Source organism: Marilutibacter chinensis, assembly GCF_021725675.1.
Taxonomy (GTDB): Bacteria; Pseudomonadota; Gammaproteobacteria; order Xanthomonadales; family Xanthomonadaceae; genus Marilutibacter; species Marilutibacter chinensis.
Window position 1 is genome coordinate 191,964 of the sequence record NZ_JAKJPO010000001.1, and the last position, 14,234, is coordinate 206,197.

The following is a 14,234-nucleotide window of genomic DNA, read 5'->3' on the forward strand; positions in this document are numbered from 1 at the left end:
ACAGCGGATGCGTGCGGATCGGGCGGGCACGATATCCCGGGGCATCGCGTTCTTCCGCATCGTTTCGTGGCCGTCAGGTTTCCGCCCGGCGAAAAGGGGAGTGGGCCGCCAGCGTGCGGGCATGCTGCCGGACCGCGGCGGTCTGCTGTCGACACCAGTCCTGCAGGGCCGCCCGGAATTGCGGGTGCGCGATCCAATGGTGGCTGCGGGTAAGGGCCGGCAGGAAGCCGCGCGCGAGCTTGTGCTCGCCCTGGGCGCCCGGCTCGAAGCGGGTCAGGCCCTCGCGCAGACAATAGTCGATGCCCTGGTAATAGCAGGTCTCGAAATGCAGGCCGGGCAGTCTCACGTGACTGCCCCAGTAGCGCCCGTACAGGGTGTCGCCGCCACGCAGGCACAGCGCGCCGGCGACCGTGTCCCCTCCGAGTTCGGCCAGGATCAACACCAGCTGCCGTGGCATCGTTGCAGCGAGGTGCCGCAGGAACGGCAGGGTCAATGCCGGATGGTTGCCGTACTCGGCGAAGGTCTGCAGATAGAAGCCGTGCATCGCGGCGAGATCGGCGGGGTCGGCCTCGTCGCCGTGCACGATGCGGAATCCGACGCGACTGCGGGCGACCCGGGAACGCTCCTGGCGGATGTTCTTGCGGTGCTTGTGGTCGAAGGCAGCGAGGAAGGCGTCGAAGTCCTGCCAACCTGCGTCGTTGCGCCAGTGATACTGCACGTCCAGGCGCTGCAGCCAGTCGGCTCCGAAGCACGGTGTCTCCTCTACCGGATGGAAGTTCACGTGGGCCGAGGACACCGCGCCCCCGTCGCAAAACGTGGCCATTGCCGCCGTCAGCATGGAGCGGTGGGCGGCATCGGCAGCCAGCAGCCGCGGTCCGCTGACCGGCGAGTAGGGCACCGCGCACAGCCACTTTGGGAAATACTCCAAACCGTGATGGGTGTACGCATGGGCCCAGGCGTGGTCGAACACGAATTCGCCGTGGGAGTTGTTCTTCAGGTAGCCAGGGGCGGCGGCGATCAGGGCGCCGTCCCGCCACAGGGTGAGGTGGTGCGGCGTCCAGCCCCAGTCCGGCCGGATGCAGCCGTACTGCTCGAGCCCGGCGAGAAAGGCGTGGGAGACGAAGGGATTGCGGCCGTCGTGCAGGGCGTCCCAGCGGGAGGGCTCGACCTGGTCGAGCCCGGCGAGCCAGCGGATCTCGGTGGCACTCATCCGGCGTCCGGGACCTCGGTTTCGGGCGGATCCTGCAGCAGCGACGGCCGGGCGGCCGCACGTACGGCTTCCAGGTCCGGCGCGAAGCCCATCGCCGCTTCCGCGCGTGCCAGCGCACCGCGCGCGTGCCGACGCAGCGGGATCTCGAAGCGCGGATCGCCGAGATCGGCCAGGGCCGCGAGGGCCTTCTGCAGGCGGATGCCGATCTCGCGCATGCCGGCGCCGTCGCGCGCGATCGGCGGAAACACATCGTCGAACATGTCCTCCTCGCGCAGCGCCGGGACGAACACGCGAGGATAGGTGATCTCGACTTCCTCCTCGCGGCGCGCGCGGCCCCGGGACCAGCCCGACAGCAGGCGTACGACCGTTCCGATCACGTCGATCGCGGTGCCCGGGTCGTTGATGCCGGGAGAAAGCGCCCTGATCGCGACCTCGGTCAGCACGACCAGGCCGTAGCGAGGATCGTGCTCGAAGGTCCTGGCATCGCCGATGACGAAAGCCTTGCGGATCTCCGCGGCCTGCTCCTCTCCAATGGCTGCCGACGCCATCGCCAGCGGCCGCCCGGGAACCGCGAACGTGCCCGGCAAGGCCTCCAGGTGAACGTCGAATCCGCCCTCCCGGCTGACCCGGTCGAGCCGCTCGATGTCGACGTACTCGATGTAACCGACCCGTCCGGCCTCGATCGCAACGCCGCCGTCCGGAGCCGGGCGATAAGGGGCGCCGCCGAGCCATGGACTGCGTGCGCGGTGCTGCATCGCCCGCCGGGTCGCATCCTCGACCAGGTTGACGGTCTCGCCCATCCGTCCGAACCGCGACAGCTGCTCGATCCAGCGCAGCAGGGTGACGGTGATCAGCACGATCACCGCGATGGTCGCGGCCAGCAGCAGGACCCGGCCGCTGTCGCCGTAGATGCTGGCGCTGAGCGCGATCAGGCCGACGATGGAGTAGAGGAATGCGCCGATGAATGTCGCCAGCGAGGCCTGGGCGGTCGTGTCCTCGATCAGCAGCTTGGCGGCGCGCGGGGTGGCGGTCGTCGACGCGGTGCCGTAGGCGGACACCATCGTCGCCAGCGAGAACGTGGTCACCGCCAGCATCGACGTGGCGAGGATGCCGAGGATGTTGCCGACCGAGCCGGCCCCGATCGACCCGGCCAGGCCCGGCGGGATCAGCGGCTGGGCGACCGCGCCCAGCAACGCCGTGACGATGCCGAGCGCGCCGTACAACGATGCGCGGAACCACATACGCCGCGTCAGCCGCGAGAGCAGGAACCGCCACTTTTCGGTGATTGCCATGCAGGTCTTCCGTCCGGGCCTGATGCCAGTATGGCCGGCCGCGGGTACGTCGCGTTCACCGCGTTCCTGCGACCGGCATCCGTGCGGCCCGGTTCAGGGCCTGAGGTGGAGCACGTCGATGGTCGGTGGATTGAACAACCGCATCGGCAGGCCGATCTCGCCGAGCCCGGAGGTGACGAACACCCGCACCGTGCCCCGCGGCGTCGCGAACAGGCGCTCGCCGCGGTCGAAGCCGTAGACGCTCGGGATCACGTGCGGGTACAGCAGCGGGATCCGGATCTGGCCGCCGTGGGTATGCCCGGCCAGGACCAGGCCGGCATCCGTCGGCGACAGTTCGATCGCGCTGTCCGGGTTGTGCGCGAGCACGAAGGTGGGCCGGGCCGGATCGGGGAAGCGCCGCAGGAAGGTCGGATCGTCCTTGCCGGCCCAGCGGTCGCCCAGGCCGGCCCAGCGTATTCCGACCGGGTCCACCAGTACGCGACCCTCGATCACTTCGACCCCGAGCGCGGCCAGCGCGGCGCGCAGTTCCGCGTCGATGTCCGGGCCCGGCGCCTGCTGGTCGTGATTGCCGAGCACCGCATGGACCGGCGCGCGCAGTTCCGCCAGCGGCGCGAACATCTCACGCAATGGCGCGCCGCCAGGCTCGTAGGTCAGGTCGCCGGCGATCAGCACCGCGTCCAGTTGCAGGGTGTTCAGGCGATCGACCACGCGACGCAGATAGCCGGTGTCCTTGTAGACGCCCAGATGGATGTCGCTCACCAGCGCGATCGTCGCACGTGCGCCGGTGCCGGGCAGGGTGGTTTCCCGCACGCGGAGCATCTGCGGTTCGACGAAGCGCGCCCAGACGAACACCAGCAGCGCCGCCATCGCCGCGCCGGCGATCAGCCGCCCGCGCGGACGGCGCAGGCGCCACGCGAGCCAGGCCAGGACGGGGAACACGAGGTAGCTGCCGAAGAACAGCGCCTGCTTGATCAACAGCTTGTCCATCGGAGACATCCTTGTCGTCGGCGCTTCGGCGGGCCGCTCAAGGGCGGGGGAGCCGGACGGGGTGGATCACTTCTCCAGGAAGCGCTCGGCATCCAGCGCGGCCATGCAGCCGAAGCCGGCAGAGGTGATCGCCTGGCGGTAGACCTGGTCGGCGACGTCGCCGGCGGCGAACACGCCCGGGACGCTGGTCGCGGTGGCCTCGCCGGCAAGTCCGGTCCTGATCGTGATGTAGCCGTTTTTCATTTCCAGCTGGCCCTCGAACAGCCCGGTGTTCGGCGTATGACCGATCGCGACGAACAGGCCGTGGATGTCGACCTCGCGGGTCGAACCGTCCTGCACCGACTTCACCCGCAGCCCGGTGACACCCGCGTCGTTGCCGAGGACCTCGTCCACGACGTGGTGCCAGACCGGCTCGATCTTGCCGGCCTGGATCTTCGCGAACAGCTTGTCCTGCATGATCTTTTCCGCGCGCAGGGTGTCGCGGCGGTGCACCAGATAGACCTTGCGGGCGATGTTGGACAGGTACAGCGCCTCCTCGACCGCGGTGTTGCCGCCGCCGATCACCGCCACGTCCTGGTCCTTGTAGAAGAAGCCATCGCAGGTCGCGCAGGCGGACACGCCGCGGCCCTTGAACGCCTCCTCCGACTCCAGCCCGAGGTACTTGGCGGTCGCACCGGTGGCGATGATCAGGGCGTCGCAGGTGTACTCGCCGTTGTCGCCGACCAGCTTGAACGGCCGCTCCGACAGATCGGCGGTATGGATGTGGTCGAACACGACCTCGGTGTCGAATCGTTCGGCGTGCGCCTGCATCCGCGCCATCAGGTCCGGTCCCATCAGGCCATGGGCGTCGCCGGGCCAGTTGTCGACCTCGGTGGTGGTCATCAGCTGACCGCCCATCTGCAGGCCGGTGATCACGACCGGCCTGAGGTTGGCGCGGGCCGCGTAGACGGCGGACGTCCAGCCGGCGGGACCGGATCCGAGAATGACGAGGCGGGCGTGCTTGGGAGGGGTCATGGGTATAATCGCGGCCGGTTGGGGCGCGCATCCGCGCGCGAGAATCGTGGTCCGGAAACCTCGCGACGCAGCGCGCGCGAAGCTGTCCGGCGAAAGCTTCATAGCTTGGAGGCGGCGTGCGGGCAAAACAAGCCGCGGTTCGCGACGCAGCGTTCCGGGTGGGAGCTGGCCGGTGACGTGTCATCGGGCGAAGCGGGAACGAAGGGCAGGGCCGCCGCATCCGCGTTTTTTCACAAAGGCACGCCCGACTCCGGCCGGTCGCGCGCCGTTCCCGGGATCGGCGGGAGGTTCGCTGGCGCGGCCACCCGGATCATCGATTTTGCTGTATCTTCAACAACTAACGGAATCTAGCTGAGGCAGAACATCACGGTGGCGTCCGCGGCAAGCCGAAAGAAGTCCCAATCCGCCGATCCCAAGCGCGTGCCGCCGTCGCCGCGTCGTCAGCGGTTGATGCGCGACATCGCCCTGATCCTGATCGCGCCGTTCCTGCTGTACCTGCTGGTCAGCCTGTTCACCTATTCGCCGGACGATCCGGGCTGGTCGCAGTCGGGCAGCATCACCGCGCCGCTGCACAATTCCGGCGGTCGGGTCGGCGCATGGATCGCCGACGTGCTGCTGTACCTGACCGGCTACGTGGCCTTCCTGCTGCCGCTGGTGCTCGGACTGGTCGCCTGGATCGCACTGTTCGGGATGGACAGCGATGGTGACGGTGAGGCCGACCTCGGCCCGGCCCTGCGCCTGGTCGGAATCGTCGGTTTCCTGGTGTCGTCCACCGGCTTCCTGCACCTGCGGCTGGGCGTCGCCGAGAACTTCTCCGCCGGCAGCGGCGGCATCCTCGGCCAACTGGTCGGCAAATCGCTCTACAGCGGTTTCGGCTCGGTCGGCGGCAATCTGTTCCTGCTCGCCCTGATGCTGGTCTCGGTGACCCTGGCCACCGGCATCTCCTGGCTGGCGGTGATGGACCGGATCGGCCAGTGGGTGCTCGCGCTCGGCCCGCTGCTGTCCGGGCTGTTCCGTCGCGGCAGCAAGCAGGCCAGCCAATGGCAGCAGACCCGGGCCCTGCGCGAGGAGCGCGAGGAGATCCGCAAGGTCGATACCGAGTTGCGGGCCAAGCGCGCACCGGTCCGGATCGAGCCGCCGCCGGCGCCGGTGGTGGAAAAGAGCGAGCGCGCCAAGCGCGAGACCCAGATTCCGCTGTTCCATGCCGGCGATGGCTCCGGCATCCCGCCGCTGGCGCTGCTGGACGACCCCAAGCCGCAGCCCAAGGGCTACGACGAGCAGACCCTGGAGACGCTGTCGCGGCAGATCGAGTTCAAGCTCAAGGACTTTCGCATCGACACCCAGGTGGTCGGCGCCTACCCGGGACCGGTGATCACCCGTTTCGAGATCGAGCCGGCGCCCGGGGTCAAGGTCAGCCAGATCAGCTCGCTGGACAAGGACATCGCCCGCGGCCTGTCGGTGAAGTCGGTGCGCGTGGTCGACGTGATCCCGGGCAAGTCGGTGATCGGACTGGAAATCCCGAACACCTCCCGGGAGATGATCTTCCTGTCCGAGCTGCTGCGTTCGAAGGAGTACGACAAGGCCGCCAGCCCGCTGACGCTGGCGTTGGGCAAGGACATCGCCGGTCGCCCGACCGTCGCCGATCTGGCCCGCATGCCGCACCTGCTGGTCGCCGGCACCACCGGTTCGGGCAAGTCGGTCGCGGTCAACGCGATGGTGCTGAGCCTGCTCTACAAGGCGTCTTCGAAGGACCTGAAGATGCTGATGATCGACCCGAAGATGCTCGAGCTGAGCGTCTACGAGGGCATTCCGCACCTGCTGGCGCCGGTGGTCACCGACATGAAGGAGGCCGCCAACGGCCTGCGCTGGTGCGTGGCCGAGATGGAGCGCCGCTACAAGCTCATGAGCGCGGTCGGCGTGCGCAACCTGGCGGGGTTCAACAAGAAGGTCCGCGACGCCCAGGAAGCCGGCCAGCCGATGATGGACCCGCTGTTCAAGCCGAACCCGGAGCTGGAAGAGGCGCCGCCGACGCTGGAGCCGCTGCCGTACATCGTCGTGTTCATCGACGAGTTCGCCGACATGATGATGATCGTCGGCAAGAAGGTCGAGGAACTGATCGCGCGCCTGGCGCAGAAGGCGCGTGCGGCGGGCATCCATCTGATCCTGGCGACCCAGCGGCCGTCGGTCGACGTGATCACGGGCCTGATCAAGGCGAACGTGCCGACCCGGATCGCGTTCCAGGTGTCCAGCAAGATCGACTCGCGCACGATTCTCGACCAGTCCGGCGCCGAGACGCTGCTGGGCAACGGCGACATGCTCTACCTGCCGCCGGGCACCGCGATGCCCGAGCGCGTGCACGGCGCCTTCGTCTCCGACGAGGAGGTGCACCGCGTGGTCGAGCACCTGAAGGAGGCGGGCGGCGGCCCGGACTACATCGAGGGCGTGCTCGACGAGGTACAGACGATGGGCGACGGGGTCGTCGTCGGCGCGACCGGCCTGCCGGAGAACGGCGGTGGCGGCGACGAGTCGGACCCGCTTTACGACCAGGCCGTACAGATCGTCACCGAAACCCGGCGCGCATCGATTTCCGGCGTGCAACGGCGGCTGAAGATCGGCTACAACCGTGCCGCCCGGCTGGTCGAGGCGATGGAGGCCGCCGGCGTGGTCAGCGCGCCCGAACACAACGGCGACCGCACCGTGCTGGCGCCGCCTCCGCCGAAGTAGGCGCCCCCCTTTCGGTGAGATCGGCGCAGGACGCGGTGAGGCCTTCCGCTGAACGTCCATCGCGGCTCACGCAGCTCCTGCGACCGCTTCCAGGGCCGTTCCTGCGACGGCGGAAGCGGTGGAGCGCCTCCGTTCATCGAGCGCCCCGCACACTCGTCCCATATCGCACCTCCGAGGATGCCCAGATGCGTCTGACCCGCCTGTTCGCAACCACCGCCACCCTGGCCGCGCTGCTGTTCGCGTCCGGCGTCCATGCCGGCGCCCGCGAGGACATGGCGAGCTTCACCCGGGGCCTGAAGGGCCTCGATGGAGAGTTCACCCAGAGGGTCTTCGACGCCAACGGTAAGCTGAAGGAAACCTCGACCGGCAAGGTCGCGGTATCCGCGCCGCGGCAGTTCCGCTGGGAATACCTGACGCCATATCCGCAGCTGATCGTGGCCGACGGTCGCACGGTATGGATCTACGATCCGGACCTGGCCCAGGTCACCCGCCGCCCACAGGGCGTCGAGGAGCAGAACAACCCGCTCGGCGCCCTGGTCGATCCGTCCCGGCTCGATGCCCAGTTCACCGTCACCGAAGCCGGCCAGGCCGACGGTCTGAGCTGGCTGACGCTGTCGCCGAAGGATGCCGCCGATGCCAGCTTCAGCTCGGCACGGCTGGGCTTCCGTGGCGGCGCGCTGGCGCGGATGAGCATCGTCGACACGCTCGGCCAGCGCACCGAGATCGAATTCAGCCCGTGGACCCGCAATCCCGGCTTCGCCAAAGGCACCTTCAGCTACACGCCTCCGGAAGACGTGGACGTGATCGGCGAAGGCTGAGCGACGCCGCTCCTGCGGAATACGTGAGGGCACGTGGTCCTTGTCGGATCTCGCCCTGACGGACGCGCGATTGGTATCGTGGGCGTTCCCAACCTCGTTCGCATCCCGAACCTTGTCACGCCGCGCTTCGCAATCGCCGCCTGAAACTCCGGACCTGCTGGGTGCCGGTGGTGAATCGAGTCCGTTGTCGCCGTCATCGCCGGTGCCGGTCGCGGGCGCGGCGCTTCGCCCGCTGGCCGAGCGCATGCGTCCGGCCAGCCTCGACGAGATGGTCGGCCAGCGTCGCCTGCTGGCCGGGGGCAGCGCGTTGCGCCGCGCGATCGAGGGCGGCCACGTCCACTCGATGGTGCTGTGGGGGCCTCCGGGTTGCGGCAAGACCACCCTCGCGCTGCTGCTGGCGAAGTACGCCGACGCCGAATTCCGGGCGATCTCGGCGGTGCTGTCCGGACTGCCGGAAGTGCGCCAGGTGCTGGCCGAAGCCGCGCATCGCTTCGCCGGCGGTCGCCGCACCGTGCTGTTCGTCGACGAGGTCCATCGCTTCAACAAGGCGCAGCAGGATGCGTTCCTGCCGCACATCGAACGCGGCACGATCCTGTTCGTCGGTGCGACCACCGAGAACCCCTCGTTCGAGCTGAACTCCGCACTGCTGTCGCGCTGCCGCGTGCACGTGATGGAGGCGGTATCGGCCGAGGACATCGGCACCGCCCTGCGTCATGCGCTGGACGACGGGGTGCGAGGGCTCGGCGGGCAGGCGATCGAGGTCGACGATGCCCGCCTGGCCGAGATCGCCCGTGCCGCCGATGGCGATGTGCGCCGGGCCCTGACACTGCTGGAAATCGCCGCCGAACTGGCGGTCGAAGAGGGCGGAAGGATCACCGAAGCCACCCTCGTGCAGGTCCTGGCCGACCGCACCCGCCGCTTCGACAAGGGCGGCGAGCAGTTCTACGACCAGATCTCGGCGCTGCACAAGTCGGTGCGCAGCTCCAACCCCGATGCCGCGCTGTACTGGCTGACGCGGATGCTCGACGGCGGCTGCGACCCGGTCTATCTCGCCCGCCGGCTGACCCGGATGGCGGTCGAGGACATCGGCCTGGCCGACCCGCGCGCACTGCAGATGGCAACCGAAGCCTGGGATGCCTACGACCGCCTCGGCAGCCCAGAGGGCGAGCTCGCGCTGGCGCAGGTCGCGATCTACCTGGCCAGCACCGCGAAGTCGAATGCCGCCTACACCGCGTTCAAGGCGGCGAAATCCGACGTGCGCGAGTTCGGTACCCAGGAGGTGCCGCTGCATCTGCGCAATGCGCCGACCAGGTTGATGAAGTCCCTCGGCTATTCGAAGGGCTATCAGTACGATCACGACGCCGAAGGCGGCATCGCGCTGGACCAGACCGGTTTTCCGGACGCGCTCGGCGAGCGGGTGTACTACCGCCCGGTCGAGCGTGGCATGGAGATCAGGCTGAAGGAGAAGCTCGACCGCCTGCGCGCGACCCGCGAGCGGGCCCGGCGTGAGGCCGGCGAAGATCCCGGCAAAGGCGGGTCCGCGGAAGACGGCGGGCGGGACTGAATCAGGCGAGGGGGCGTTGTGGTGTCGATTCCGTTGTGGTGGCAGCAGTTGCTGCTGGTGATGTGCGGAGGAGCGCTGGGGGCCGCCGGTCGCTACTGGCTCGGCGGCCTGCTGCTGCGCCAGCTGGGCAACGGATTCCCGTGGGGGACCTTCGCCGTCAATCTGATCGGCTCTTTCGCCGCCGGCTTTCTCGCCGTCTGGCTGGAGGGGCGCGGTCCCGCAGGCCTGTACTGGAAGGCCTTCCTGATCGTAGGCGTGCTCGGCGCATTGACCACCTATTCGGCGCTGATGCTCGACTGCCTGCTGTACGCGCGCTCGGAACGGACGCCGCTGATGCTGCTGTACCTCGGACTGACCCTGGTCGGAGGGCTGTTCCTGGTCTGGAGCGGCTCGCGCCTGGCCGTGCTGGTCAAGGGATGAGTGCCGGGCGGTAACCCGCCGGTGGAGTCGCGGCGGCCTTCAGGGGCCGCGCGCCACGCCGTTCCCGGCACGATGCCGCTCAGCAGGGCCCCGCTTCCTGCCATTCATTGCCCTGCTTGCGATAGGCGCGGCCGTCGATGCACTTGCCGCCGGAGGCCTGCAACTCGCGCCGCTCGCGTTCGACCTGTTCGCGCATCGCGCGTTCCTGCTCCGCCGCCTGGATCCGCTTGCGCCGGATCTCGTTCAGGGCCGCTTCGCGCTCGTCGGTCGACAGCGGCTGCGGGGTCGCGGCAGCGGCGGCCGTCGGGGGAGGGGCGGTCGCCTGCGATGCATCCGCGCCATCCTGTCCCGTGCATCCTCCGAGCAGGGCCAGAAGCGCAGGCGCCATCGTCGTCAGCACTGCCGACCGGAACGTCTCTGCGATGCTGCCGATCCCGTTGCCGCCGCCCACCGGCGCACCTGTCTGTTCCATCGTTCCACCCGCTGGTACGAACTGGCGGCAATGGTAATCTGAAGTCGAGCGCTCCCGCAGCGCAGGGCGGTACGGCCGGCATGCTGTTTGTGACCCGGTTCAAGCCCCCGCCGGACCGAATGCCGAAGCGGAGCGCGATACCCGGAGAACGTCTCATGCGCGATGATCGCCCACCACGGACGAACCTGAAGGTCGGAGGGAGCGGGTCGCTGGTGGTCGCGCTGCTGATCGTCGTCTTGGTACTGCTGGCCGCCCTCGGGATCCTGCCGGGGCCGATCGCCTGGGAGGTGCTGGGACAGTAGACGCACCGCCCGCGGTCGAGGCCGACGTCTGCGGCCCGGGCCAGCCCGTCACCGGTGCATCCGATCATGCACGCCGCGTTGGCGCGGACCATGACAGCGTGACAGCCGTGCCGGCCGCTGGCATGTCGAAGCAGGTGATGCCGTATGAGAAGCGGGACGATGCCGTCCGATCCGCCGCCGGGCAATGCTCACGCAACCCTCGAGACAGCTGCCGGGCTGGCGACCGCCTCGGTGCCGGTGTACACGCCGGACCGCCGCGTCGGCGACCTGCGACGGGAAATCGCCGGGCAGCGATACGACTGCGCCAGTCACGTGGTCGCCTGTGACGGGACGGCATTTCTGGGCCTGGTGCGCATCGAGGACCTGCTGGCGGCGCCGGCCGACGCCACCCTGCAGACCGTGATCGATCGCGATCCGCCGGTGGTGGGGCCGGACATGGATCAGGAGATCGCGGCATGGCTCGCCGTGAGCCATGGCGAGTCCGCGCTTGCCGTCGTCGATGCGCAACGGCGGTTCATCGGGCTGGTTCCGCCGCGCAGATTGCTGCAGGTGCTGCTGTCCGAACACGAAGAGGACCTGTCGCACCTGGGCGGCTTTACCAGGGGCGCGATGCAGGCGCGCGTGAGCAGCGTGGAGCCCGTCCGGAGGCGTTTCAGGCATCGTCTGCCCTGGCTGCTGGTCGGGCTGGGCGGAGCATTGCTGGCGGCGGACCTCGTCGGCCGGTTCGAAGCGCAGCTGCGCACACAGGTGATGCTGGCGTTCTTCATTCCCGGAATCGTCTACCTGGCCGACGCGGTCGGCACCCAGACCGAGACGGTGGTCGTGCGCGGGCTGTCGGTCGGCGTCGCCTTCGGCCGCATGGCAAGGCGGGAGTTGCTCGCAGGCCTGGCGATCGGCCTCGCCCTGGCCGTCGTCGCCGGCCCCGTCGTCTGGTGGCGCTGGGCAGATGCCGAGCTCGCGTTGAGCGTGGGCCTGGCGGTGTTCGCCACCTGTTCGACGGCCACCGTGACCGCGATGGCGCTGCCTTGGCTGTTCGAGCGGTCCGGTCTGGACCCGGTGTTCGGCAGCGGTCCGCTGGCGACGGTGATCCAGGACCTGTTGTCGATCCTGATCTACTTCGCCATCGTCTTCGCGGTGATGGGGTAGGCGGACCGTGTCCGGGAACCGGGAACCTGCCGGCGCCGGCCCGTCCACGAAGACGGGCCTGGGGCGCGGACCGCGGGGCGGATCGCCGTCGGCCCGCTATCCGCTGGTGCTGCTGACGATCTACCTGCTCTGGTGGTTCGCGTTGGCGATCGCACCGCGGTATCGCGAGGACTGGCTGCTCGAGAACGTGCTGGTCGGCCTCGCGCTGCCAATGCTGGTCTGGGGGTACCGGCACCTGCGTTTGTCCGATCGGGCCTATACGTCGCTGTTCGCGTTCTTCGCCCTGCATGCCGTCGGCGCCTACTACACCTACGCCGAAGTTCCCTACGACGAATGGACGCAGGCACTGACCGGCCATGCCCTCGGCGACGTGCTGGGCCTGGAGCGCAACCATTTCGACCGCCTGGTGCACTTTCTCTACGGCCTGCTCGTCGCCCCGGCGGCGATCGAACTGCTCGACGCACGTGCCCCGCAGTCGGGCATGTGGCGCTGGCTGTTGCCCGTGCTGTTCATGACCTCGCACTCGACGCTCTACGAGGTGATGGAGTGGGGCGCGGCGGAGGTCTTCGGCGGCGATCTCGGCCAGGCCTATCTCGGTACCCAGGGCGACGAATGGGATGCGCAGAAGGATTCGGCGCTGGCGCTGCTGGGTACGGTGATCGCGACGCTGTGGTATCGCCGGCGTGACCCGCCCGAATCCGGTACAGGCCGACAGGCGGGTCGCAGCACCTGAAGATCGGGAGCGTTGCGGTGCATCCATCGCATTTCGCCCGCGGTGCCGGGCGGCGGCCATTCTCTCCGCAAAGCAGAGCGTTGCGATGCGGAACTCCCGGGGCTTTGCGCACGACCGGAGCGGGTGAGCATCGGATCACCCCGGCCCACCCGTCGTCGCGGCATCCATGGCGCGTCGCGGGAGGCTAGAAGTCTTCGACGAACTCGACGTTGGCGTCGAGCAGCTCGGAGGTGCGGGCGGCGATCTCGCGCACCTGCTCGGCCTTGACATGGTCGGACACCTCCACCTCGATCGCACGCATGCCGGGGCCCAGATCGCCGGGCAGTCCCGCCGAGCTCGAGTCCTCGTCGTCCATGTGCGGCATCAGGTCGGCGACCTGCTCGACGCGCTCGACACCATCGAGTCCATGGAGGACGGTGATCAGCGAACCGGTGTCGGTTTCGCTTCCGAAGACACGGATTCTCACGATAGGCATCGGCGGCTCCCGCTAGTCGATAAAAGTCCTGAAGGCGTATGCAGGGGACGGAATGGACGTCGACACGAACCCGTCGTCGCGCTGCCGGGCGACAAAGCACCCCGCAGCAGCGGCACGCGGGGAACCGCATGCCGGCCGCGACTCCAGCTGTCCCGGTCGCCGATCTGGATGGTGGACATCCGGGCCCTGCCTTTCGGCATCGGCGGCGCCCACCACCGCTTCGGGTACGGTGTCGTGGGAGTAACGGTCCTGCTGCGAGGCTTGTGGGTATCGGACCGCGGATGCGCCATGGCGTTATTGATCCAGGTCAAACCTGCGGCTTCTGGGACGTATCTTCCGGAGCGCGATGTCAGCGAGCCCACAGGTGAAGGAAATGAAAGGCGGGATCCGCAATCCCGCGTCAATCGAGCGGATGTGCCCCGTTCCGGGCGACGGCCGTTCCCGCGGTCGGAGCGGTCCACCTGCGCGCCAGCAGCGAGGCGCGGTGATGGCGCAGGAAGGACGACGGCAGCGCGTCGCGGACTTCAGGGAGAGATCCGGCGGTCAGGTTCTTGGACACCTTGGCCACCACGCATCCACCCGTTTGCGCGCCCAATGCCGTGTTCAGTTCGCCCATGAATGCGGGAGGCGCGATCAGCACGAGTTCATCGTAACGACGGGTCGCGCGGCCCTTGTCCAGCATTCCACCGAGCTGGTTGGCGAAACGCCGCGCGGCCTTCTCGCGCGGTCGTGTGTGGGGTTCGATCGCATGGCGGCCTTCGCCGAAGCGATCGTGGGCACGAGGTGGGCGATCACTTTGCAGCTCACGACCGGGAAGGCGGCCCTCGACATTGACGAAACTCTGCAGCTCGACCAGTGCTTCGTCATTCCCGTCCAGCGAGAACAGGCGCGCCTTCGCGCGATCGGCGACCAGGATCCAGGTGGAGGACATGGCGAACCTCATGGAGAACAACCGGATATCCAGTCTATCCGCCGCGCCCCGGAATGAATTGACGAGGGTCAACAATCAGGCAGGGTGGAGTGAGGAGTAGGTTATTGATTCAGATCAATGAACGTTTCGTCATGCGGCGTGAAATG

Annotated in this window: 14 protein-coding genes; 7 read left to right on the top strand and 7 right to left on the bottom strand. The window is 68.5% G+C overall.

The annotated features are described in order from the left end of the window. Nucleotides 1–73: 73 nt before the first annotated feature. The 4 genes from L3V18_RS00815 to trxB all read right to left on the bottom strand — a co-directional run bounded on the left by L3V18_RS00815 (nucleotide 74) and on the right by trxB (nucleotide 4,503). Nucleotides 74–1,210 (bottom strand): GNAT family N-acetyltransferase, encoded by a 1,137-nt coding sequence (locus L3V18_RS00815; protein ID WP_237052725.1) that lies wholly within the window; start codon nucleotides 1,208–1,210, stop codon nucleotides 74–76. Then, complete coding sequence (locus L3V18_RS00820) at nucleotides 1,207–2,502, bottom strand: DUF2254 domain-containing protein (protein ID WP_237052726.1); 1,296 nt, start codon at nucleotides 2,500–2,502, stop codon at nucleotides 1,207–1,209. Before L3V18_RS00820 ends, L3V18_RS00815 begins: the two co-directional genes overlap by 4 nt. Nucleotides 2,503–2,595: 93 nt before the next feature. Beyond that, complete coding sequence (locus L3V18_RS00825; RefSeq protein WP_237052727.1) at nucleotides 2,596–3,489, bottom strand: metallophosphoesterase; 894 nt, start codon at nucleotides 3,487–3,489, stop codon at nucleotides 2,596–2,598. A 66-nt stretch (nucleotides 3,490–3,555) separates the two neighbouring features. After that, nucleotides 3,556–4,503 carry a thioredoxin-disulfide reductase gene (gene trxB, locus L3V18_RS00830; protein ID WP_237052728.1) on the bottom strand — a complete coding sequence of 316 codons (948 nt, stop codon included), beginning with the start codon at nucleotides 4,501–4,503 and terminating at the stop codon, nucleotides 3,556–3,558. Nucleotides 4,504–4,872: 369 nt separating this feature from the next. On the opposite strand from trxB, the gene L3V18_RS00835 reads away from it, so the two are divergent. The 4 genes from L3V18_RS00835 (at nucleotide 4,873) to crcB (ending at nucleotide 10,029) form a co-directional block, all read left to right on the top strand. Further along, the gene (locus L3V18_RS00835; RefSeq protein ID WP_343226298.1) at nucleotides 4,873–7,227 is read left to right on the top strand and encodes a DNA translocase FtsK; all 2,355 of its coding nucleotides are present in this window, start codon (nucleotides 4,873–4,875) and stop codon (nucleotides 7,225–7,227) included. Nucleotides 7,228–7,412: 185 nt separating this feature from the next. Beyond that, entirely contained in the window at nucleotides 7,413–8,045 is a 633-nt protein-coding gene (gene lolA / locus L3V18_RS00840; RefSeq protein ID WP_237052730.1) for an outer membrane lipoprotein periplasmic chaperone LolA, read from the top strand. A gap of 244 nt (nucleotides 8,046–8,289) precedes the next feature. After that, nucleotides 8,290–9,609 (top strand): replication-associated recombination protein A, encoded by a 1,320-nt coding sequence (locus L3V18_RS00845; RefSeq protein ID WP_237053664.1) that lies wholly within the window; start codon nucleotides 8,290–8,292, stop codon nucleotides 9,607–9,609. Nucleotides 9,610–9,630: 21 nt separating this feature from the next. Further along, nucleotides 9,631–10,029: a fluoride efflux transporter CrcB gene (gene crcB, locus L3V18_RS00850; RefSeq protein ID WP_237052731.1), complete on the top strand. Its 399-nt coding sequence runs from the start codon at nucleotides 9,631–9,633 to the stop codon at nucleotides 10,027–10,029. Between the two features lie 79 nt (nucleotides 10,030–10,108). Here crcB and L3V18_RS00855 read toward each other — a convergent pair whose 3' ends face one another. Beyond that, complete coding sequence (locus L3V18_RS00855) at nucleotides 10,109–10,501, bottom strand: hypothetical protein (protein WP_237052732.1); 393 nt, start codon at nucleotides 10,499–10,501, stop codon at nucleotides 10,109–10,111. 155 nt (nucleotides 10,502–10,656) lie between these two features. Between L3V18_RS00855 and L3V18_RS00860 the strand changes: the two genes are divergently transcribed. From L3V18_RS00860 to L3V18_RS00870, 3 genes are all read left to right on the top strand, one after another. Beyond that, complete coding sequence (locus L3V18_RS00860; protein ID WP_237052733.1) at nucleotides 10,657–10,803, top strand: hypothetical protein; 147 nt, start codon at nucleotides 10,657–10,659, stop codon at nucleotides 10,801–10,803. A gap of 159 nt (nucleotides 10,804–10,962) precedes the next feature. Then, on the top strand, nucleotides 10,963–11,949 hold the full coding sequence (locus L3V18_RS00865) for a magnesium transporter (RefSeq protein WP_237052734.1): 987 nt from the start codon (nucleotides 10,963–10,965) through the stop codon (nucleotides 11,947–11,949). Between the two features lie 106 nt (nucleotides 11,950–12,055). Further along, nucleotides 12,056–12,682 (top strand): DUF2238 domain-containing protein, encoded by a 627-nt coding sequence (locus tag L3V18_RS00870; RefSeq protein WP_237052735.1) that lies wholly within the window; start codon nucleotides 12,056–12,058, stop codon nucleotides 12,680–12,682. A 184-nt stretch (nucleotides 12,683–12,866) separates the two neighbouring features. Here the strand turns inward: L3V18_RS00870 and L3V18_RS00875 are convergent, their stop codons facing one another. Together L3V18_RS00875 and L3V18_RS00880 are read right to left on the bottom strand one after the other, a co-directional pair. Next, entirely contained in the window at nucleotides 12,867–13,157 is a 291-nt protein-coding gene (locus tag L3V18_RS00875) for a hypothetical protein (RefSeq protein ID WP_237052736.1), read from the bottom strand. 400 nt (nucleotides 13,158–13,557) lie between these two features. Then, the gene (locus L3V18_RS00880) at nucleotides 13,558–14,160 is read right to left on the bottom strand and encodes a host attachment protein (RefSeq protein WP_237052737.1); all 603 of its coding nucleotides are present in this window, start codon (nucleotides 14,158–14,160) and stop codon (nucleotides 13,558–13,560) included. Nucleotides 14,161–14,234: the final 74 nt, after the last annotated feature.